22 protein-coding genes and 1 other RNA gene are annotated in these 21546 nt (G+C 39.5%); 14 read left to right on the top strand and 9 right to left on the bottom strand.

Annotation, left to right across the window (positions count from 1 at the left end):
- A partial coding sequence (locus Q0X72_RS07565) for an MFS transporter (protein WP_297763610.1) occupies positions 1-1224 on the top strand: 1224 nt, incomplete at its 5' end.
- Positions 1225-1257: 33 nt separating this feature from the next.
- On the opposite strand, the gene Q0X72_RS07560 is transcribed toward Q0X72_RS07565, so the two are convergent.
- From Q0X72_RS07560 to Q0X72_RS07545, 4 genes are read right to left on the bottom strand one after another with little or no spacing between them, the layout of a single operon-like run.
- The gene (locus Q0X72_RS07560) at positions 1258-1986 is read right to left on the bottom strand and encodes a head GIN domain-containing protein (RefSeq protein WP_297763608.1); all 729 of its coding nucleotides are present in this window, start codon (positions 1984-1986) and stop codon (positions 1258-1260) included.
- A gap of 17 nt (positions 1987-2003) precedes the next feature.
- Positions 2004-3089, bottom strand: coding sequence for a hypothetical protein (locus Q0X72_RS07555; RefSeq protein ID WP_297763606.1), 1086 nt, complete (start codon positions 3087-3089; stop codon positions 2004-2006).
- Positions 3070-3621 (bottom strand): hypothetical protein, encoded by a 552-nt coding sequence (locus tag Q0X72_RS07550; RefSeq protein WP_297763603.1) that lies wholly within the window; start codon positions 3619-3621, stop codon positions 3070-3072. Before Q0X72_RS07550 ends, Q0X72_RS07555 begins: the two co-directional genes overlap by 20 nt.
- Positions 3618-4175 (bottom strand): RNA polymerase sigma factor, encoded by a 558-nt coding sequence (locus tag Q0X72_RS07545; protein WP_297763600.1) that lies wholly within the window; start codon positions 4173-4175, stop codon positions 3618-3620. Before Q0X72_RS07545 ends, Q0X72_RS07550 begins: the two co-directional genes overlap by 4 nt.
- Positions 4176-4374: 199 nt before the next feature.
- On the opposite strand from Q0X72_RS07545, the gene lon reads away from it, so the two are divergent.
- A complete protein-coding gene (lon, locus tag Q0X72_RS07540; RefSeq protein ID WP_297763597.1) occupies positions 4375-6843 on the top strand; it encodes an endopeptidase La in 2469 nt (822 codons plus the stop codon).
- An 83-nt stretch (positions 6844-6926) separates the two neighbouring features.
- Positions 6927-7619, top strand: coding sequence for a (d)CMP kinase (gene cmk, locus Q0X72_RS07535; RefSeq protein ID WP_297763594.1), 693 nt, complete (start codon positions 6927-6929; stop codon positions 7617-7619).
- A 40-nt stretch (positions 7620-7659) separates the two neighbouring features.
- Here cmk and Q0X72_RS07530 read toward each other — a convergent pair whose 3' ends face one another.
- Positions 7660-8040 (bottom strand): LysM peptidoglycan-binding domain-containing protein, encoded by a 381-nt coding sequence (locus tag Q0X72_RS07530; RefSeq protein WP_297763591.1) that lies wholly within the window; start codon positions 8038-8040, stop codon positions 7660-7662.
- A 256-nt stretch (positions 8041-8296) separates the two neighbouring features.
- Between Q0X72_RS07530 and rpsA the strand changes: the two genes are divergently transcribed.
- From rpsA to ppk1, 9 genes are all read left to right on the top strand, one after another.
- Positions 8297-10135: a 30S ribosomal protein S1 gene (rpsA, locus tag Q0X72_RS07525; RefSeq protein WP_297763588.1), complete on the top strand. Its 1839-nt coding sequence runs from the start codon at positions 8297-8299 to the stop codon at positions 10133-10135.
- A 171-nt stretch (positions 10136-10306) separates the two neighbouring features.
- Positions 10307-10846: a bifunctional pyr operon transcriptional regulator/uracil phosphoribosyltransferase PyrR gene (gene pyrR / locus Q0X72_RS07520; RefSeq protein ID WP_297763613.1), complete on the top strand. Its 540-nt coding sequence runs from the start codon at positions 10307-10309 to the stop codon at positions 10844-10846.
- 4 nt (positions 10847-10850) lie between these two features.
- Positions 10851-11777 carry an aspartate carbamoyltransferase catalytic subunit gene (locus tag Q0X72_RS07515; RefSeq protein WP_297763585.1) on the top strand — a complete coding sequence of 309 codons (927 nt, stop codon included), beginning with the start codon at positions 10851-10853 and terminating at the stop codon, positions 11775-11777.
- A gap of 6 nt (positions 11778-11783) precedes the next feature.
- On the top strand, positions 11784-12116 hold the full coding sequence (locus Q0X72_RS07510) for a ribonuclease Z (protein WP_297763583.1): 333 nt from the start codon (positions 11784-11786) through the stop codon (positions 12114-12116).
- Between the two features lie 3 nt (positions 12117-12119).
- Positions 12120-12575 carry a DUF3291 domain-containing protein gene (locus tag Q0X72_RS07505; RefSeq protein WP_297763580.1) on the top strand — a complete coding sequence of 152 codons (456 nt, stop codon included), beginning with the start codon at positions 12120-12122 and terminating at the stop codon, positions 12573-12575.
- 17 nt (positions 12576-12592) lie between these two features.
- Complete coding sequence (locus Q0X72_RS07500; RefSeq protein WP_297763577.1) at positions 12593-13498, top strand: ribonuclease Z; 906 nt, start codon at positions 12593-12595, stop codon at positions 13496-13498.
- Between the two features lie 80 nt (positions 13499-13578).
- The gene (gene pdxH / locus Q0X72_RS07495; RefSeq protein ID WP_297763574.1) at positions 13579-14226 is read left to right on the top strand and encodes a pyridoxamine 5'-phosphate oxidase; all 648 of its coding nucleotides are present in this window, start codon (positions 13579-13581) and stop codon (positions 14224-14226) included.
- A 72-nt stretch (positions 14227-14298) separates the two neighbouring features.
- Positions 14299-14787 (top strand): histidine phosphatase family protein, encoded by a 489-nt coding sequence (locus Q0X72_RS07490; protein WP_297763571.1) that lies wholly within the window; start codon positions 14299-14301, stop codon positions 14785-14787.
- Entirely contained in the window at positions 14784-16898 is a 2115-nt protein-coding gene (gene ppk1 / locus Q0X72_RS07485; RefSeq protein ID WP_297763569.1) for a polyphosphate kinase 1, read from the top strand. Before Q0X72_RS07490 ends, ppk1 begins: the two co-directional genes overlap by 4 nt.
- Before the next feature lie 24 nt (positions 16899-16922).
- Here ppk1 and Q0X72_RS07480 read toward each other — a convergent pair whose 3' ends face one another.
- Positions 16923-17504 (bottom strand): tRNA-(ms[2]io[6]A)-hydroxylase, encoded by a 582-nt coding sequence (locus Q0X72_RS07480; protein WP_297763567.1) that lies wholly within the window; start codon positions 17502-17504, stop codon positions 16923-16925.
- A 148-nt stretch (positions 17505-17652) separates the two neighbouring features.
- Here Q0X72_RS07480 and Q0X72_RS07475 point away from each other — a divergent pair, with 148 nt between their 5' ends.
- Complete coding sequence (locus Q0X72_RS07475; protein ID WP_297763564.1) at positions 17653-18012, top strand: transmembrane 220 family protein; 360 nt, start codon at positions 17653-17655, stop codon at positions 18010-18012.
- Here the strand turns inward: Q0X72_RS07475 and Q0X72_RS07470 are convergent.
- Positions 18001-19821: a DNA polymerase III subunit gamma/tau gene (locus tag Q0X72_RS07470; protein WP_297763561.1), complete on the bottom strand. Its 1821-nt coding sequence runs from the start codon at positions 19819-19821 to the stop codon at positions 18001-18003. The genes Q0X72_RS07475 and Q0X72_RS07470 overlap by 12 nt on opposite strands.
- Positions 19822-19950: 129 nt before the next feature.
- Between Q0X72_RS07470 and rnpB the strand changes: the two genes are divergently transcribed.
- An RNA gene (rnpB, locus tag Q0X72_RS07465) (RNase P RNA component class A) lies at positions 19951-20274 on the top strand.
- On the opposite strand, the gene Q0X72_RS07460 is transcribed toward rnpB, so the two are convergent.
- A complete protein-coding gene (locus Q0X72_RS07460; RefSeq protein ID WP_297763558.1) occupies positions 20274-20816 on the bottom strand; it encodes an RsmD family RNA methyltransferase in 543 nt (180 codons plus the stop codon). The genes rnpB and Q0X72_RS07460 overlap by 1 nt on opposite strands.
- A partial coding sequence (locus tag Q0X72_RS07455) for a DUF3822 family protein (RefSeq protein WP_297763555.1) occupies positions 20817-21546 on the bottom strand: 730 nt, incomplete at its 5' end.

Raw genomic sequence — 21546 nt, 5'->3', positions numbered from 1 at the left:
TCCGCTATTTTTCCTATTTATTACGGCGCTTTATTCCGAATGGCGGATATTGAAAAGATATCCCTTTTTGGGGGAGAGATCGCAAGAGCTCCTTTAATTAGCTATACAACATCCATCGCCTTTGTTTTTATTGCCCTTATCACCCCTTTAATCTCCGGGATTTCAGATTATATGGGAAACAAGAAGCTGTTTATGCAATTCTTCTGTTACCTCGGAGGAATTTCATGTCTTGGCCTGTACTGGTTTTCACTAGAAAATATTGAGCTGGGATTGGTCTGTTATTTTTTTGGATTGGTAGGCTTTTGGGTGAGTTTTGCTATCTATAATTCTTACTTGCCAGATATTGCTTTTCCGGAGCAACAAGACCGTATAAGTGCCAAAGGATTTTCCCTGGGGTATATAGGAAGTGTAATACTGTTATTGATCAACCTGGCAATGGTCATGAAACCAGATTCATTTGGAATCAACGGGGAAGGGGCAGAGCTCATCGCCATGCGATATTCCTTTGCCTCAGTAGGTATCTGGTGGATCCTGTTTAGTCAATACACCTTTTACCACCTCCCCAAAGGAAACAAGCGAGTAGGTGAGCGGCACCATGTAGTACTGAATGGGTTTAAAGAGTTGAAAACGGTATGGCATCAACTTGGTGATGAAGTACGATTAAAAAGATATCTGGGAGCCTTTTTCGTTTATAGTATGGCCGTACAGACTATAATGCTTATTGCAGCCTATTTTGGAGAGGAAGAGATAAACTGGGGTTCGGATGGAGAACGAACAACAGGTCTTATTGTAAGCATTCTGGTCATTCAATTGGTGGCTATTATGGGTGCTACACTTACTGCCAGAGCCTCCGGCACTTTCGGCAATATAAAAACACTTGTAGTGGTCAATATCTTATGGGTGGTCATCTGTATCTACGCCTATTTTGTGACTACCCCAACCGAATTCTATATAGCCGCAGGTTGTGTGGGCGTTGTTATGGGGGGTATACAAGCCTTATCTCGTTCCACTTATTCCAAATTTCTTCCTAAAACCAAGGATACCGCTTCATTCTTTAGTTTCTATGACGTGGCTGAGAAGATTGGAATTGTTATAGGTACTTTTTTATATGGCATGGTAGCCCAATTTACCGGGAGTATGCGTAATGCCACTATATTCCTGGGATTGTTCTTTATCCTTGGCGCCATTCTCCTGCTTCGGGTAAACAAAAAGACCCCGGTATAGAGGTCCTTCTTTTTAGATAAGTTTTAAACTTATTTAACCCTTGGAAATATCCCCAGATCCTGAGGTTTTACTGTCTATTTTAGCTGGATTTCCTCTATAAGAAATATCACCAGATCCTGAGACCCGTGCTTTTAAAGATGTATTGGCGGTAACCTCAATATTGGCAGAGCCAGATACAATGGCGCTCACATTATTCGCGCTAAGCCCATAGGCATTTACATCTCCCGAGCCGGATATTTGCACTTCAAGATTATTTGTGCTCCCTTTTAGGTCCATATCACCGGATCCCGATACCTTTACTTCCAGGTCCTGAACTTCCAGATCCAGACTAAGATCTCCGGAGCCAGACATGCTGGTTTTAAAATCGGATGCTTTTAATACCGTCTTCCCTACAAGATCCCCTGATCCAGACATGGATACCGCATTTATTTCTTCAACCGGAATGGTAACAGATATTGTTCCAGACTTCCATGAAGAGGGTTGGAGGTTTACTCCCTTCTCAGGTTTTACTACAAGTTTTCCGTCTTTTACTTCAGTAATAATATACTCCAATAGGTTTTCTTCCCCTTTCATGATAATTGCCCCTTCGGCACCTTCAATAAGTTCAACATCGAACCAGCCAGAAACTGCAATAGATTCATAGTCTCCCGTAGCTCTCTCAATGGTGACAACCTTCCCATTGCCTTTGATCTTTTTTCCCCATTGGGCATAGCTCATAGAAGCAATACATAAGATAAATGTAAGTGTGATTATTTTTTTCATTGTTATGAGTTTTGTAGTTATTTTTTATTGAATGATATACTTCCGTAATCACTTGAGATGGATATCTGATTTCCGCTATTTGGCTTTCCGTAATATCCTTTGTAATAACGATCGCTCGATTTTTCCTTACTGATGGCAATTTCAAAATCATCTTTACCGCTTACGCCGGCATATTCTGTAGTGATCTCAAAATCAAAATAATAATTAGCGCTGTAGCCAATCTTAATACCTGTGTAATCTGTCCGTAAGTTTATATTTCCGGCATCTTCGGCCATCTTATTGATCCTGACCCCTCCATAATCCGCACTGATGTCTACGTTACCATGTACGGTTCCTAAGGAAACATTGATGTAGTCCCCGTTTCCTTCCACATTATCTACATCACCTACCTCCAGATTTCCATAATCACAGCTGTATTGAAGATTTTTCATTTCTTCAATCGTCGCATTAGTGTAGTCGGCATTGATTAAAAGATCACCTGCCTTTTCTATGGTAAATCCGGAGTAATCTGCCATGATCTTACCACTATTGATATATCCAATGTAAGATTTAGAGGTATAATCAAAGCTCAGATCATTATTCCGCCCACGTAATTCTCCAATTTGAAGTCGGCCATAGTCACAGCTTATTTTGGCATACCCATCTATTCTGTCCAGCGTAATATTTCCATAGTCATTATTGAGGTGAACGCTGTTTTTCACAGGGAGCTTAATGGTATAGTCTATCTGCATATTAACATTGTTATTACCCCAGTTCCAGCCCCAACCTTTGTCTTTGTTGAATTGAGTTTTAGCGGAGACCATAGAACTACTGGCATCAAATAGAACTGTAATTTCATCTAATTTTTTCTGCACTTTCTCTTCGTTATTTCCATTGGTCTTAATGACAACCTCAATAACCACCCTGTTCTCATTCCAGGAAGAGAGATTTACATTTCCGTAACTGTTGGAAACTTTTAACAAGGCATCTGCATTTACACTGTACTCCTTTTTAATTGTTTTTTCTTTAGTGTATTTTCCTTTTTGTGGGTCCCCATTGGCACTGAGTACCAAGGGCAATGTCCATAGTAATAGGACCGTGTATTTAAGTAATGCTGTTTTCATTTTGTTGATTTTTTAGATTTTTTATGATTTCTATCTGTATTAATACATCTTGCATTAGATCTATGCGAGTTTGAAAATTTTGGATCATTGAACGTAAAATGATGTTGTTGTTTCCACCTTTGAGCAGGTCTTGTTCTAATTTTTTATAATCGGATTCCAGGAGGGCTAACTGGCCTAAGGCATCCTCAATAATTTTTTCGGTTTCAGGTGATTTTTCACTCTCCAATTGTTTTACCTGTTGCTCAATAATGTTGGCAAAATAGAATTCTGAATTTGAGATCTCTGGTGAAATTTCTGCTATACGTTCTTTTTCGGTCTCAAGCCACAAGTTTTGCCCCAGGAAGAGGCCCATTACCACCAAAATGGAAGCAGCAATTGAAAGGGGTTTCCACCAGGAGACACCTCTTTTAGGTTCTACAGTGGTAGTATTTAATTTTTCAATAAAACGGGCTTTATGACCTGCCCGGGGTTCCTCCAGGTCAAAATAGGGTTTGGCCTTTTTAAATAATTCGTCTATGTTATCCTCTTTCATAATTTAGCAGGCATTAATTTTTTTCGTAAACTTTCTTTTGCTCTGGAAATTGTAGTTCGGCAATTCGCATAACTGATGTTCATTACACTACATATCTCCTCATAATCATACCCCTCTATTAAGTGTAAGGTCAGAGAAATTCTGTAGTTATCCTTGAGCAATTTCATGGTCTCCAAAACTCTTTGAGCCAATCGTTCTGTTTCATCATGAGTAGCTTCGGGTACATCATTATCACTGACCTTGTACAGAGTATCATTAAGTGTTACCTCATTTTTCTTTTGTTGCTTCCTGTAATGAAACAGGCTTTTATTGATCACAATTCTTTTTAACCAGGCCCCAAAAGCTACTTCTCCTTTAAATGTGTGCAATTTGGTAAAGGCATTTAAAAATGCTTCTTGCATCACATCTTCCGCTTCGGCATTATTCTTAACGATCCTTAAGGCAGTATTATACATGGCCTTATAGTATCTGTTATAGATCTCCAATTGTGCTCTTTGGTTCCCCTCTAAGCATAATTGCAACAGGGATTCGGTATGTTCTCCTACTTGGCTCAAAAAAGTATTCGATTTGTTATATAGATAGCTCAATTTAGTGATTGTTACAGTTTCTGATGAAAAATTATGGGCTTGGCACAGGAATTGTTTTTTAAGGTCACATGAAACCTATAAAAACCCTTAGAAAAGGGCTCTAAAAGGTGTTATTGTGTAAAAATTTGATTACAATTAAAAAATACTACTGTCTTTAAATGACAGAATGACGGATAAACGATCTATGGGAGACGCAAAAATTATACGATTTGACAATATGTCGTTACAAGATATCAACGAGGAATCTGAACTTATACCTTTATTAACACCCGAGGATGAGGAAGAAATGAAAAATGAGGTTTTACCAGAGACCCTTCCAATATTACCATTGCGAAATACTGTACTATTTCCCGGAGTTGTGATCCCTATCACTGCCGGAAGAGATAAGTCGATCAATTTGATCAAATATGCGAATAAAGGAGGTAAAACAATGGGCGTGGTTGCCCAAAAGGATGAGGATACGGAAGATCCGGGCGTAAAAGACATAAATACCTTGGGAACTGTAGCCAGGATCCTACGGGTATTACAGATGCCAGATGGGAATACAACAGTTATTATTCAAGGTAAAAAACGATTTGAAATTGCCGAGGTACTTACCGAAGACCCTTATATGACTGCTACTATCAGGGAAGTTAAAGAAGAAGAGATAGATCAAAAGGGAGAGGAATTCCTGGCAATCATAGATTCTATAAAAGAGATCGCATTACAGATCATTCGCGATAATCCAAATATTCCAAGTGAAGCTTCTTTTGCGATTAAGAATATCCAGAGCAATTCCTTCCTGATCAATTTTGTGTCGTCTAACCTAAATTTAAGTGTCAAGGAGAAACAAACCCTGCTCGAGATTAGTAATCTTAAGGATCGTGCACTGGCTACCTTGAAGCACATGAATGTTGAACTTCAGAAACTGGCCCTTCAAAAGGATATACAATCTAAGGTAAGATCGGATCTGGATCAACAGCAACGAGAATACTTCTTGCATCAGCAAATGAAGACCATTCAGGAAGAACTTGGAGGCGTTTCTTATGATGAGGAAATAGAGGAGATGCAGATAATTGCCAAGAAAAAGAAGTGGAACGACAAGGTTCGGGAACATTTTGAAAAAGAATTGGCCAAAATGAAACGCATGAATCCGCAAGTAGCGGAGTACAGCATTCAACGAAACTATCTGGATCTTTACCTGGAGTTGCCATGGGAAGAGTTCTCTAAGGATAAATTTGATCTGAAAAGAGCTCAGAAAATTCTTGATAGAGATCATTATGGATTGGAGGACGTAAAACAACGCATCATAGAATACTTAGCTGTCCTGAAATTAAGGAATGATATGAAATCGCCTATTTTATGTCTATACGGGCCTCCAGGGGTTGGTAAGACTTCTTTGGGAAAATCCGTTGCCGAGGCTTTGGGCAGGCAATATGTAAGGATATCCTTAGGTGGACTTAGAGATGAAGCAGAGATCCGGGGACATAGGAAAACGTATATAGGGGCAATGCCCGGAAGGATCATTCAAAGCGTAAAAAAAGCTGGTACGTCTAACCCTGTTTTTATCTTAGATGAGATAGACAAGCTTTCCAGTAGTTATCAGGGGGACCCTTCCTCTGCCATGTTGGAGGTGCTAGATCCCGAACAGAACAACGAATTTCATGATAATTTTCTTGAAATGGGATATGATCTGTCTAAAGTTATGTTCATAGCTACGGCAAATAATCTTTCCTCTATTCAACCTGCGCTACGCGACAGAATGGAGATCATCAATGTAACGGGCTATACCATAGAGGAAAAGGTGGAAATTGCCAAAAGACATCTGCTTCCAAAACAATTAAAAGAACACGGACTAACTGCAAAAAACCTAAGAGTTGGGAAAAGGCAGTTGGAAAAGATAGTTGAAGGGTATACCAGAGAATCCGGAGTGCGAGGCCTTGAGAAGCAAATTGCCAAAATGGTAAGGTATGCTGCAAAATCTATTGCAATTGAAGAGGAATACGAGATAAAAGTGAGCAATAAGATCATTGAAAAAGTGCTTGGACCTCCTCGCATGGAAAGAGACAAATATGAGAATAATGATATTGCAGGTGTTGTGACCGGACTGGCCTGGACAAGTGTTGGGGGCGATATTTTGTTTATTGAATCTATCTTATCCAAAGGAAAAGGTCAGCTCAATATTACCGGTAACCTCGGTAAGGTTATGAAAGAATCTGCTACCATTGCAATGGAGTATATTAAGTCGAACGCAGACACTTTCGGTATTGATCCCATGGTATTTAACCGCTACAATGTGCATATTCATGTCCCTGAAGGGGCAACACCAAAAGATGGACCCAGCGCGGGGATCACCATGCTCACCTCTCTGGTTTCGTTGTTTACACAGAAGAAAGTTAGGAAGAGTACGGCCATGACAGGGGAGATAACCTTACGAGGAAAGGTATTACCTGTTGGCGGGATCAAAGAGAAGATACTGGCTGCCAAACGAGCGCGTATCAAGGATATAATATTATGTGAAGACAATAGGAAGGATATCCTTGAGATCAAAGCAGAGTATTTAAAAGGACTTACTTTTCATTACGTAACAGATATGAGTGAGGTTATAGCACTAGCGGTTACCGATCAAAAGGTAAAAAATGCTAAAAAGCTTTGAAGCTACTCTTTAGATTCTACACTTAAATAGGGAAAGTGTATGGAAGACCAAACCAATACCATCATTCTCCGTAATTTTAAAGCATGAAAAATATAACCATCGCTATTGACGGACACTCATCTACGGGCAAGAGTACCATGGCGAAGCAATTGGCAAAAGCACTTGGTTATATTTATGTGGATACAGGAGCCATGTACAGGGCTGTAACCCTTTTTGCACTTCAAAAAGGATATATAGGGCCAAATGTTGATAAACTAGATCTTCTGATCCCCGATCTTCCATTGATCCATCTGGAGTTTAGACAGAATGACGCACTAGGGTATTCTGAAATTTTTCTGAATAAAGTGAATGTTGAAAATAAGATACGCACCCTTGAGGTTTCTCGTTTTGTAAGCCAGGTATCGGTGATCAAGGAAGTACGCCACAAATTGGTTATTCTGCAGAAGGAAATGGGTGTTAAAAAAGGATTGGTAATGGATGGCCGGGATATTGGAACCGTAGTCTTTCCTGATGCCGAACTCAAAATATTTATGACTGCTACTCCCGAAATCAGGGCTACCAGGCGCTATAAGGAATTGCTTGATAGAGGTGCGGATATAAGTTTTGAAGAAGTACTCGAAAATGTTCAGCAAAGAGATTATCTGGATTCTAACAGGGAGTTTTCACCATTGCGAAAAGCAGATGATGCAGTTGTTTTGGACAATAGTACAATGAGTCCTGAGCAGCAGTTCCAAAAAGCTATGTCATTAGCAGAGGATCGTATTAATACCCCATAAAAAAAGGCGCTTTTACAGCGCCTTTCACTTAGGGATCTTTTTATACTTTAGGAATTACAAGTACCTGATCTGGATGAATCATATCAGGATTCTTGAGAATATTGGTATTGGCAGAAAAAATTTGCTTGTATTTCATGGGATCTCCATAATAATGCTTGGCAATTTTACTAAGCGATTCTCCACGTTGTACAATATGCCTGTGATAAACACTGTCATCTGCTACTGTAATATTTGCTTTGATATCCGAAGGACGTTCTCCTCCAATCTCTTTTATTTTATCCCACAAAAGGTCTTTTTCATAAGCGGTTTTGGCTTCTCCTTTAATTTTTAAAACGCCATTTTCCTCACTTACTTTACCATCTTTGATACCTAGTTTTTCTCCCAGAGTTAACAATCCCTGGTATTTGTCTTTCGCACTCATTTATATAATTTTAAAAGGTTTATAATGTGACTTTAAAGATACGAAAACTACAAAGATTTAAGAGGCATAGCCATAATTTGTTATGATTTTCTTGGCAGCCTGGTTTTTAGGTTGTTTAAACAAGAATTAAATTGTATTTTTGCACACCTTTTTGGCAAGTATTTAAGAGAAAAAAGGGAAACAAAAAAATAAAAACAACTTTCATAGATGTTGCCATGCTCTTAAAGGTTTATGAAATACAAAATAATATCAGCAAATGGCTGAAAAGAAAACAACAACCGAGGAGACTCAGGTAGCTGAAGTAGCTCAGGAACAAAAAGTAGAGGCACCCAAACAAGATCCGAAAGAATTCTTAAAGAATTTTGATTGGGATAAGTATGAAGAGGGAATTGAGCGTGTAGACGAATCCAAATTAGAGGAATTCGAAAAATTAGTAGCCGCAAACTTCGTAGATACGGCAGATGAGGAAGTAGTTCAGGGAACTGTGACTTATATAACCGATCGCGAGGCAATCATTGACATCAATGCAAAATCTGAAGGGGTTATTTCCCTGAACGAATTTCGCTACAACCCCGGACTTAAAGTTGGGGACAAAGTAGAAGTTTTGATCGATATCCGCGAGGATAAAAGTGGACAATTGGTACTTTCTCACAGAAAAGCCCGTACCATACAGGCATGGGAAAGGGTAAATGCTGCTCATGACAAGGAGGAAGTAGTAACTGGTTTTGTAAAATGCAGAACCAAAGGAGGTATGATCGTTGACATATTTGGTATTGAAGCCTTCCTTCCGGGATCGCAGATAGATGTAAAACCAATTCGCGATTACGATCAATATGTTGGTAAGACCATGGAGTTTAAGGTGGTTAAGATCAATCACGAATTCAAGAACGTGGTAGTATCTCATAAAGCACTTATTGAGGCAGATATTGAAGAACAGAAAAAAGAGATCATCAGCCAGTTAGAAAAAGGACAGGTACTAGAAGGAGTTGTGAAAAACATAACTTCATACGGTGTCTTTATTGATCTTGGTGGCGTAGATGGACTAATCCATATCACTGATCTTTCCTGGAGTAGAATCAACCATCCAAATGAGGTGGTAGAGCTAGACCAAAAACTCAATGTGGTAATCCTAGATTTCGATGATAATAAATCCAGGATCCAATTAGGACTTAAGCAATTAGAGAAACATCCTTGGGAAGCCTTAGGCGATGAGTTTAAGATAGGGGACAAAGTTAAAGGGAAGGTTGTAGTCATTGCAGATTACGGTGCTTTCTTGGAAGTAGCAGAAGGAGTTGAAGGATTGATCCACGTTTCAGAAATGTCCTGGTCTACTCATTTAAGATCGGCACAAGATTTCGTGAAGGTAGGAGATGAATTAGAAGCTGTTGTCCTTACTCTTGATCGCGAGGATAGAAAAATGTCCCTGGGGATCAAACAACTTACGCCAGATCCATGGACAGACATTACGTCTAAATATCCTGTAAAATCTAAGCATAAAGGTATTGTAAGGAACTTTACCAACTTTGGAGTTTTTGTTGAACTGGAAGAAGGGATCGATGGTTTGATCTATATTTCGGATCTGTCATGGACTAAGAAGATCAAGCATCCATCCGAGTTTGTAGCCGTTGGCGACACCCTCGAAGTAGAAGTGCTGGAATTGGATGTAGATGGACGCAAGTTGAGTTTGGGTCACAAGCAAACAACAGATAACCCTTGGGATAAGTACGAAAAGGAATTTGCCCTGGGTACTGAGCACAAATCGGCTATTTCCGAAATCGTTGATAAAGGAGCGGTGATCGACTTTAACAAAGACATCACAGCCTTTGTTCCTCAACGACACATGGAGAAAGAAGATGGCAAGAAACTGGCTAAGGGAGAAGAAGCCCTTTTCAAGATCATTGAATTCAACAAAGAATTCAAAAGAGTTGTAGCCAGCCATACGGCAATTTTCAGAGAAGAAGAGCAACGCAACGTAAAAGCAGCCAAGAAAAAAGCTGCTACCTCAGCTGAGGAGTCTAAACCAACACTGGGAGACGCCAATGAGCAACTACAAGCGTTAAAAGACAAAATGGAAGCAGGCAAGAAGAAGAAGTAAGCTTTCGTGATGTTTTGAAATAAATAAAGAGAAGCCCCGTCCATTTGGTCGGGGCTTTTTTTTGATCTTCTATGATATTTGTCTTAATGGAATTGATGATATTTATTACGGTTCCTTTTTATTGAGTAGAAATCCCTATTTTTGCTATCAAATATGTTGGTAGCGCAAACCATGAGTCAAAAAGTACTTCTTTCCTCAAAAGAAATCCACATTATTTTACATCGCCTTGCTTGCCAACTTTTAGAAAACCACCTCGACTTTTCCAACACCGTTTTAATAGGAATACAACCCAGAGGTAGCTTTCTGGCGAACCGCTTAGCCAAGATCCTCAAAGAAGAGTACAAGGTTGCAGAAATAAAACTTGGTCTGCTAGACATCACTTTTTTTCGCGATGATTTTAGAAGGAGCGATAAACCCCTGGAGGCTAGTACAACCAACATTGATTTTCTGGTAGAAGGAAAAAATGTGGTATTAATAGATGATGTATTGTACACAGGTAGAAGCATCAGAGCGGCTTTAACAGCCATCCAATCATTCGGCCGACCACAAGAAATAGAATTGCTAACCCTTATAGACAGAAGGTTTAGCAGACATTTACCCATACAGCCAAATTATAGAGGAAGACAGGTAGATGCCATCAATAATGAAAAAGTAAAAGTTATGTGGGTAGAAAATGAAGGAAAGGACGTGGTTTATTTAGTAAACAAATAAAAGTATGTCGGTACTTAGTGTAAAACACCTTTTGGGAATTAAATATCTGAATGAAAAGGATATTCAGCTTATTTTCGAAACTGCCGATCAATTTAAAGAAGTTATCAATAGGTCCATCAAGAAAGTTCCTTCCCTCAGAGATATTACTATTGCCAACATATTTTTTGAGAGCAGTACTCGTACCAAACTAAGTTTTGAGTTGGCTGAAAAACGATTGTCTGCAGACGTCATCAATTTCTCCGCTTCCCAGTCATCCGTAAAAAAAGGAGAAACACTGATAGACACCGTCAACAATATTCTCTCTATGAAAGTAGATATGGTGGTGATGAGGCATCCAAATCCCGGCGCAGGTATATTTCTGGCAAAACATGTAAAAGCAGCCATTATAAATGCGGGAGATGGGGCTCATGAACATCCCACACAAGCTTTGTTAGATTCGTATTCCATCCGGGAGAAGTTGGGTGATGTAGCCGGAAAAAAAGTTGTGATCATAGGCGATATTTTGCATTCCAGGGTAGCATTGTCTAATATCTTTGCTTTAAAACTTCAGGGAGCGGAGGTGAAGGTCTGTGGACCAAAAACATTGATCCCTAAGTATATAGAAACCCTTGGAGTAGATGTGGAGCCAAATCTTCAAAAGGCCCTTGAATGGTGCGATGTGGCCAACATGCTTCGCGTACAGAACGAACGAATGGAGATGAGTTACTTTCCCTCCACACGGGAATACACACAACAATATGGGATTAACAGGCATATTCTTGATGGTCTAAAAAAGGAGATAGTCATAATGCACCCGGGCCCTATCAACAGAGGGGTGGAGATAACCAGTGATGTAGCCGACTCCTCCCAATCCATAATACTTCATCAGGTAGAAAACGGTGTGGCCATACGTATGGCCGTTATTTATTTATTAGCGTCACAAATAAAATAGTAGCCTATGATTTTTGAAAGAGAAGGTAATAGCACTATTGTTTATCAGGAAAACATCTCACTATTGAATTTTTTAGAGAATTTAAAGTCGGCCTACGATAAGCTCAAGAACGACCATATTATTGTGAACTTATTTTCATTCTCCAAGCTTAGTTCGGATGATATCCTTGAATTTCTGGAACTATCTAATATGCACAGAAAGGCCAAGAAATCTTTTGTTTTGGTGACCGATAAGGTAACTTATGATGAGATCCCGGATGAGATTAGCCTTGTCCCCACCATTCAGGAGGCAATGGATCTTATTGAGATGGAAGATATAGAAAGAGATCTGGAATTATAAAATATGCCATATCATTTTGCGCAAGTTAATATCGCCAGGGCACAATATAAGTTAGATGATCCGCGGATGGCCGATTTTGTGAATAATACCGAAAGGATCAATGTCTTGGCCGAAGAAAGTCCCGGTTTTATATGGAGATGGATAGAGGAACCATCAAATGAGATATATGAGGTTTTTGGTGATCCTGCCTTAATAGTCAATATGTCTTTATGGGAATCCAGGGAAACCTTAATGGCATTTACCTATCAAACGGCACATGTTTACATCTATAAAAGACGCAAAGAATGGTTTTCCAAGCTAAAAGACAGTCATATGGTATGCTGGTATACAAAAGAGCCTACTATCAGCCTAAAGGAAGCTAAAAAGAGATTAGATCATTTGAATGCCAAAGGCGAGACGGCTTATGCGTTTAGTTTTCGCTCCAATTTTACGATTGAGGAGGCCAAACAGTACTTATAAGAATTGATCATACGGTTATGAAACTTCATATTTTGGGATGTTATGCAGCAACCCCTTCCCTTATGGGTAACCCAACAGCCCAAATACTGGAGGTACGAGATCATTTGTTCTTGATAGATTGTGGAGAGGGTACTCAAGTTCAGTTGAGAAAGCATAAGATCAAATTTTCAAGGATCAACCATATATTTATCTCGCATCTTCACGGGGATCATTTTTTTGGTTTGCCCGGCCTTGTTGCAACTTTTCAGTTACTGGGACGAGAGAAAGAGCTACATATTTACGGTCCTTCGGGAATAAAAGAAGTTGTGTTAATGCTATTGCGGGTGGGGAACTCCTGGACCAGTTTCACTATTATCTTTCATGAGTTGGATGCCAAAGAGCCCATAGAGATCTTTGAGGATAACAAAGTCACGGTTTCAACCATCCCTTTATCTCATCGTATCTATACTAATGGATTTCTATTTCGGGAGAAATCAAAGGAACGGATCCTAAATACGGAGGCAGTAGCAGCATATAAAATAGACAAGGCCTATTTCAAGAATATCAAAAAAGGAAAAGATGTACTACTTGAGAATGGTGAAGAGATCTCAAATACGCTACTAACCTTAGACCCACCTAAACCCAAGAGCTACGCCTTTTGTAGTGATACGGCCTATGACCCGGGAATTTCAGAATGGATAAATGGGGTAGACGCATTGTATCATGAAGCAACTTTTCTTGCTTCAGAAGCTCATTTGGCTTCTAAAACTATGCACTCTACGGCAGAGGAGGCGGCAAAGATCGCAAAAGCGGCCCATGTAAAACTGCTTATCTTGGGTCATTTTTCTATCAGATATAAGAAGAAGGAAGAATTCATTAAGGAAGCTGTTCCTCATTTTGCTAACGTACAACTTGCAGAAGATGGTAAATTGGTGATTTTCTAAGAATAAAAAGAAGACTGCTATTTCCCTTTTTGTTAAGTTTTCACCAACTTTGTTTTACTGTGGAATAGTTTAGTAAGCTCATGAAAAAAGACCTGGGAAATCATCGGAAATCATATGAGAAAAGTGCCTTAATGGAGGACGCTATTTCAGATAACCCTATGGAGCTTTTTCAAAAATGGTTTTACGAGTTAGAAAAATCCGGTACCGTGGATGAGCTTAACACAATGACCATTTCTACCTTGGGATTGGATGGTTATCCAAAAGGCAGGATAGTACTATTAAAGCGTTTTACCTTTGAAGGGTTTATTTTTTACTCAAACTATGATAGTGAGAAGGGCAAGGCCATAGAACACTCCCCAAAGGTGTGTCTTTCATTCTTCTGGCCGGCTATGGAACGGCAGGTCATTATAAAAGGAACGGTATCAAAGATAGCCGGGAATATGTCTGACGGATATTTTGAATCGAGACCTACAGGTAGTAAATTAGGAGCAATAGTTTCCAATCAGAGTGAAGTAATCCCCTCAAGAGAAGTTTTGGAAAGTAGGTTGAAGGAATTGGAGAAGCAGTATGAAGACAAGGAAATACCTCGACCTTCTAATTGGGGAGGGTATTTGGTATCTCCTGTGTCTATTGAATTTTGGCAAGGCAGGCCCAATAGATTGCACGATAGGATCCGTTATACATTGGTAGAGGATTATAATTGGAAGATAGAAAGGTTGGCGCCTTAGTACAGATTCGCAGATGTAAACAATTTACATTTAGCTGGAGTGATAAGTCATTAATTTTAAAAGAAGGAAAGCATGAAACAGTTGATACTGGTAAGGCATGGTAAGTCTTCATGGAAGTATGGGGTTGAGGATAGGGACCGTCCTTTAAAAGAAATTGGCATACAAGACGCCCATAGAGTATCTCATCATTTTGGCACAGCTGAGGTTAAGATCGATGCGGTATATTCAAGTCCGGGCATTAGAGCACTACATACTTGTGTCATATTTTTAAGGAATCTCAAGATACCATATTCAGATTTTTCTCTTTCAAACGAGTTGTATGATTTTTCCGGGGAGGATGTTATGGATTTTGTAAGAAATTTATCAGATTCACAGCAAATAGTAATGATCTTTGGACATAATCATGCATTTACGGAAGTAGGGAATATATGGGGTGATGTTTATATAGATAATGTACCCACAACAGGATTGGTTCATCTCTCGTTCAACGTAACACGATGGAAGGATATCCAAAAAGGAAAAACAGAAAAGGTGGTTATTCCCAAAGAATTAAGGATATGATCAAAACAAAGAATCAGTATATCAATAGAGAAATCAGCTGGTTAAAATTTAATGACCGGGTGTTACAGGAAAGTGCTGATCAAAGAGTACCACTAATTGAAAGGCTCAGATTTCTTGGGATATTCTCAAATAACCTGGATGAATTCTTTAAAGTTCGTTACGCCACCGTGAAACGCATTGTGGAGGCAGGTAAATCTGGGAAAAGTGTTTTAGGAGGCGAAGTTGCAAAAGACTTATTGGAAGAGATCACAAAAATAGTGATAGAACAACAGACGCGCAGTTTAGAGATCCATACGGATATAGAAAAAGAGTTGGAGGCAGAAAATATCTTCCTTATCAACGAAGAAGAGGTTACGGAAGAACAGTCTAAATTCCTAAAAACCTATTTTTTGGAAAAGGTGAGTCCGCAGTTAATGACCATTATTCTGAATGACCTCACGGAATTTCCTATGCTTAAGGACTCTGCCGCTTATTTGGCGATAAAAATGGTCCTAAAAAGCGAAGATGCAAAAAGGCCTGCAGAACATATTAAAGAGAAGAGCTATGCCCTGATAGAAATTCCCAAAGGTATTGACAGATTTGTTGTACTTCCCAGGGAAGGAGAACGGTACTATATCATTATCCTGGATGATCTGATCCGATACTGCCTTGACAGTATTTTTCTCATGTTCGACTATACCTCTATTTCGGCACATATGATCAAAATTACCCGTGATGCCGAATTAGATATAGACAATGATCTCAGTAAGAGCTTTATAGAAAAGATTTCATCTAGTGTGGATAATCGAAAGATTAGTGATCCGGTTCGTTTTGTATATGACAAGAATATTGAAGAAGAAACGCTTGCATTTCTCACCGAAAAGATGGGGATAACGGATACAGATAGTGTTATTCCGGGTGGGCGTTACCACAATAGAAGAGATTATATGAGTTTTCCGAGCTTAGGTAAGGAAAAGCTGATGTATGAAAAAATAATGCCATTACCCATTAAAGGTGTTGAACCTGAGGGCAGCTTTTTAGGCCAAATCGCAGAGAAGGACTTTTTACAGTATACACCCTACCACAAATTTTCATATATCATTCGGTTTCTTCGTGAGGCCGCCTTAGATCCCAAAGTGAAGACCATCAAGATCACAGTGTACCGCCTTGCCGATAATTCTCAGGTTATCGCTTCCCTGATCAACGCGGCTAAGAATGGAAAGCAGGTTACCGTTCAGATCGAATTACGCGCCCGTTTCGATGAAACCGCAAATATTGGGTATGCAGAACAATTACAGGAAGAAGGGGTGAAATTGATCTTTGGAGTGCCCGGATTAAAGGTGCACAGTAAGATCTGTCTCATAGACAGAGAAGAAAACGAAAGGATTCACCGCTATGGATTCATCAGTACAGGGAATTTTAATGAGTCTACTGGCAGGATTTACACAGATTATACCTTGTTCACAGCCAACGAAAAGATCCTGAAGGAGTTGAATATGGTTTTCGATTTCTTTGAAACCACCTATAAGATAAACAAATACAAACATCTGATAGTTTCTCCTCATTATACAAGGAGTGCTTTTAAAAGGCTTATAGATCAGGAGATCGAGAATGTAAAACTGGGGAAAGAAGCCTATATCAAGATCAAAATGAACAGCCTAACCTCCTATAAAATGGTAGACAAGCTGTACGAGGCCAGTAGGGCTGGTGTTAAGATACAGATGATCGTTCGTGGTATATGCTGCTTGATCCCGGGTGTAAAAGGGATGAGCGAAAATATTGAGGCCATCAGTATTGTAGATAAGTTCCTGGAACATCCACGATTATTCATCTTTGCCAATGCAGGGAATCCCAAGATGTATATATCTTCAGCAGACTGGATGACCAGAAATATTGAAAACAGGGTGGAAGTAGGATGCCCAATTTACGATCAGGAGATAAAAAATGAACTCATCGACACTTTTGAGATCTCCTGGCGCGATAATGTTAAAGCTCGCTGGTTTAATGAAGATCAGGACAACAGCTATGTAAGGAATAAAAAACCGAAGGTGCGTTCACAATTTGCCGTATATGATTACTATCTGGATAAATTGAGGGTAACAAGCAAACTTACCCATTCTGAAGTCTCTTAAATTGGATTAAAAGAAGTTTATAAATTAACCATGGATATGCTCCTTGGTTCCCAGTTCTCTCATGATAGAGGCCTCATACTCCAGAAGTGCTTTCCATTTGGCATCTACCTCTTTACGGTCCCCATATTTCCTGGCAAAATTTAAGAACATGGTGTAATGGCCCGCTTCACTGACCATCAGTGAATGATAGAATGCCGCGAGCTCTTTATCATTTAGTTCTTCAGATAATAACCGGAAACGTTCACAACTTCTGGCTTCAATGAGAGCGGCATATAAAAGTCGGTGGATCAATTGAGTGGTCCTGGAACCTCCCTTTGGAAAGAATTTATGCAGGGCAATGGCATACTCATCTTTACGGTGTCTGCCCAATGTTTTCCCTCTGTCTAAGATCCTGTCATGAACCATTTTAAAATGTCCCATTTCTTCTCTGGATAACGCGATCATTTCTTTGATAAGGTCTGGATATTCGGGAAAGCTAACAATCAACGAGATGGCAGTACTGGCCGCCTTTTGTTCACAATAGGCATGATCTGTTAAAATCTCATCGATATTCATCTCTACGATATTAACCCATCTGGGATCTGTAGGTAATTTAAGTCCGAGCATATTTTGTAATTAAAAATTAAAGAAACAAATCCAAAAGTACCAAAATTATACGGGTACAAAAGTATTACAGTCCTTTGTACTTTTCAAAATACTATCTTTATACCTGCTCCTTTGGGGTTATTACTGTATTGTTCTAAAATAGATTCTTATGAAAGGATTTTACCGATGGCTGGCGTTTGCATGCATGATCTTGTTTGCCTTGGCCAGTTTTGTTCAATTGAATGACCCTGATGCATTTATATGGATAGTGATCTATGCCATACCCTGCCTGGCTTCTTTATTTTTCTTTCTTCATAGATTTAATTTCCTAATTGGCATGCTTTTATGCATTTCCTATGTTGTAGGAGGAATAGTGGTTTGGCCGGAAACGTTTGAGGGGATTACATTGGAAGGAGGGAATCTTGAGAATATTGAACGAGGTCGTGAAGCACTTGGTTTATTCATCATTGCCCTGGTGATGCTTATATATGCATACCAGACATGGGCAGATAAAAGATCAAAGATCTAGATCAAATGTTTTTCGCAATAGATCTATAGCCGGATTTTTCTCCCGAAGTTTATCGTATTTCTCCTGAGGTGTAAAGGCGTATCTTTTTATGGTCTCTTCATTCACAGAAATAGCCAGACTAAGATGATGATTGTTTAAGGCCTTCTTTAAAAAGGTCATCAGGTCTAACTGCTCCCGTTCCACTTCTTTTTTCATTGTGTCATTGGGTAATTCAATGACGATGGTAGTTCCATCTTTTAATTTTGGAGTATCGGAACTTAGGTTACTGGCGAGTATTTTCTTTCCTTCCTCATCTATCTTGTTGACATAGGCTTGCCAATGTTTGTGCAATTCTGCCTCTGTAACAGCATCATCGGGAAGGGAATCTTCATCATAAGTAACCTCAATCTTATTGAGTTCGTGTTTCTTCTTGGCTTTGATACTAGATATGGATAAGCCAGATACTCGTTTGGAGTGATCTTTTATATGGATTTTCCGGGCCGGTTCTGTTACCAAAGTTGAGGTTTCGGTTAATAAAACATCCTCAATATCAGTGTTTAATATTGGTTGAGTTTCCTCTGCAATGGGCTCCTTTTGTTGGTAAACACCCGCTACCACTTCCATTTCTTCGGGAGCAGGGAGCGGATCACTTATAACCGGTGATATAGTTTTTTTAATGGATGTTGTGATAGATCGATGAAAAAAGGAAGCAGGGATCAACTGCCCTAATGGGATTAGACTTGCGGTACTGTGGTCAGGATTTTTTTTTTCACCTTGAAACGAGAGCGAAGCTAACTTCATAAGTGCCAATTCTACCAATAAACGTGCATTTTTACTGCTTTTGTATTGCAGGTCTGCCTGATTTGCGATCTCAAGGGCTTTTAAAAGAAATTCCTGACTGGTCTTTTTGGCCTGTTCCAGATATAATTTCTTAGCGTTATCTCCAACTTCTAATAATGCAATGGTCTCATGGTGTTGACATACCATCAAATCTCTGAAATGTGAGGCTAAACCAATTATAAAATGATGGCCTTCAAAACCAAGTGCCAGGGTCTTATTAAATAATAAGAGAATGTTTGGAATATCGTTCTTTAGGATAAGATCGGTAACTTTAAAATAGGTGTCATAGTCTAACACGTTCAAGTTTTCTGTTACCGCCTTTCGTGTCAGTTCTTTTCCGGAAAAGCTAACCACCCGATCAAAAATAGAGAGTGCATCGCGCAGCGCACCATCTGCCTTTTGAGCGATGATGTGTAATGCATCGTCCTCTGCATTTATCCCTTGCTGTTCCGCTATATACTTGAGGTAATATGCCGCATCTGCAACAGTAATACGTTTAAAATCAAAAATTTGGCACCTCGAAAGTATGGTTGGAATAATTTTGTGCTTTTCCGTAGTGGCCAAGATAAAAATAGCATGCCTCGGTGGTTCTTCCAGTGTTTTAAGAAAAGCATTGAATGCAGATTGAGAAAGCATATGTACCTCATCAATGATATACACTTTATACTTCCCTACCTGAGGTGGGATTCTAACCTGATCGATTAGATTTCTGATATCGTCCACAGAATTGTTGGAAGCGGCATCGAGCTCAAAGATATTGAATGCGAAGTCCTCATCTTCTTTTTCGGTACCATCCCTGTTGATCTGTTTAGCAAGTATCCTAGCACAGGTAGTTTTTCCTACGCCCCTTGGACCACAAAACAGCAAGGCCTGTGCCAGGTGATTATTTTCAATGGCGTTGACCAGAGTATTAGTAATGGCTTCCTGCCCAACAACGTCCTTGAACGTCTGGGGTCTGTACTTACGGGCTGAGACTATAAAAGGTTCCACAAATACGGTATTAAGGAATTAAAGCTGGACTATTCGCCATTCTTACAAATATAAAAATAGCGTTTGTTTATGGACTTTCTTTTCCGGGCTATTCCCTAATTTTTATCAACAATTGACCTACCTTTGCACCAAGCAGGTCACCTTATCGCTCTCTGCATTACGCGGGGGGAGGAAAGTCCGGACACCATAGTGCGGCATAGCGGGTAACACCCGTCACCTGTCCCGGTAATAATCGGGGTGGGGCGGACTAGTGCAACAGAAAGAATGTACAGGTTAAGCTGTAGTGAAATCATGTAAACTCTATGCGGTGAAACGCCATGTATATCAGTGTTTGAGGGCGGCACGTCCAAACTGAAGGGTAGGCGGAACGAATCTTTGGGCAACTAAAGATCGAGATAAATGATAAGGATCCTTTTTAAGGCTACAGAATCCGGCTTATGATCTGCTTTTTTTTATTCCTCACTTTTATAAAAACTGAACAAACTACTGCCATACCTTCGTGTAGAAGTATGATGGGTTAGATGGGAAAGATCCATTTGCTTTGAGTGTTCAATGATCAATGTCCCGGAAGGTACAAGTATGTTTCGTTCATAAACAAGCCTGTGGATATCAGAGAATTGCTCCGGTGAAAGATCGTACGGAGGATCCGCAAAGATCAGATCGTAGTTATCTCGTACCGTTTCCAGAAATTTAAAGACATCCATTTTCACTGCTTTGATCATAAAATTCCATTCTGCGGCTTTCGCTCCTATGAATTTTATACATCCGGGATGACTATCTACGCTTGTAATATTTGTACAGCCTCTTGAAGCAAATTCTAAACTCATATTACCAGTGCCGGCAAAGAGATCGAGAACACGAATCTCATCAAAATAAAATTGATTATTAAGAATGTTGAATAAGGCTTCTTTGGCCATGTCAGTGGTTGGCCTTACCGGTAGATTTTTTGGGGGAGTGATTCGTCTTCCTTTATGGGTACCCGAAATAATTCTCATTTAAAGGGCATTAATTGCCAGATAATTAGCATTAAGGGCCGTTTCGTCGGACAGTAGATCATCTGGTAAGCCAGGAAGGTAGATGGCGAGGTGCTGCACATAATCCTGGCAAATATTAAAAATTGGATCGCCTTCTTCGATAGTTCCGAAGAGTCTTAATTTTATCTCACTAGGATCTAGGTGTAATTGCTCTATCGTAAAAAGCAGGTAATAGAGAAAATCCTCAGGCGTTTTATAGGAAAAATTGTTGTAGAATAACAGCTTTTTATTCTGAAGAATGATAAGGTCTAATTCATCTGCTGTTACATAGGCATAGCAAATTCCTTCGGAGCTGGAGGCTTTACTACCTAGCAGAGACTCTACTAAAACCGTACTGTGATGTTTAAATTCAAAATCTCCAAATAGTTCATAGATGAAATTATTGATGTTCACAAAAGGAACATAGACATTGACCATTTCAAATGCGGGGATCTCATCGTACTCCAGAAGATCATTGGCAAGGATCTTGGTATTGAACTTAAGGTAATTAGCCAATTCATCAGGATCGAACAACACCATGGGTACAAGGCTAAACAAGTCGTTTCTATGAACAACCACGACCTCAGAAAATTGGAAGTCCTTAATTTGCTGTTTTTTAATAAACCGCTTTAATTCCTTTTGTGCTTCATAAGGGTTTAGCCTATTGTCAAAGCTGTGCTTTTCTGCCTTTACGATCTTTTTACCTATTGTA

It is taken from the genome of uncultured Muriicola sp. (genome assembly GCF_947258935.1).
GTDB lineage: Bacteria > Bacteroidota > Bacteroidia > Flavobacteriales > Flavobacteriaceae > Muriicola.
The sequence above is the reverse complement of the archived record's forward strand: the minus strand, read 5'-3'. Positions and strand labels throughout refer to the sequence as shown.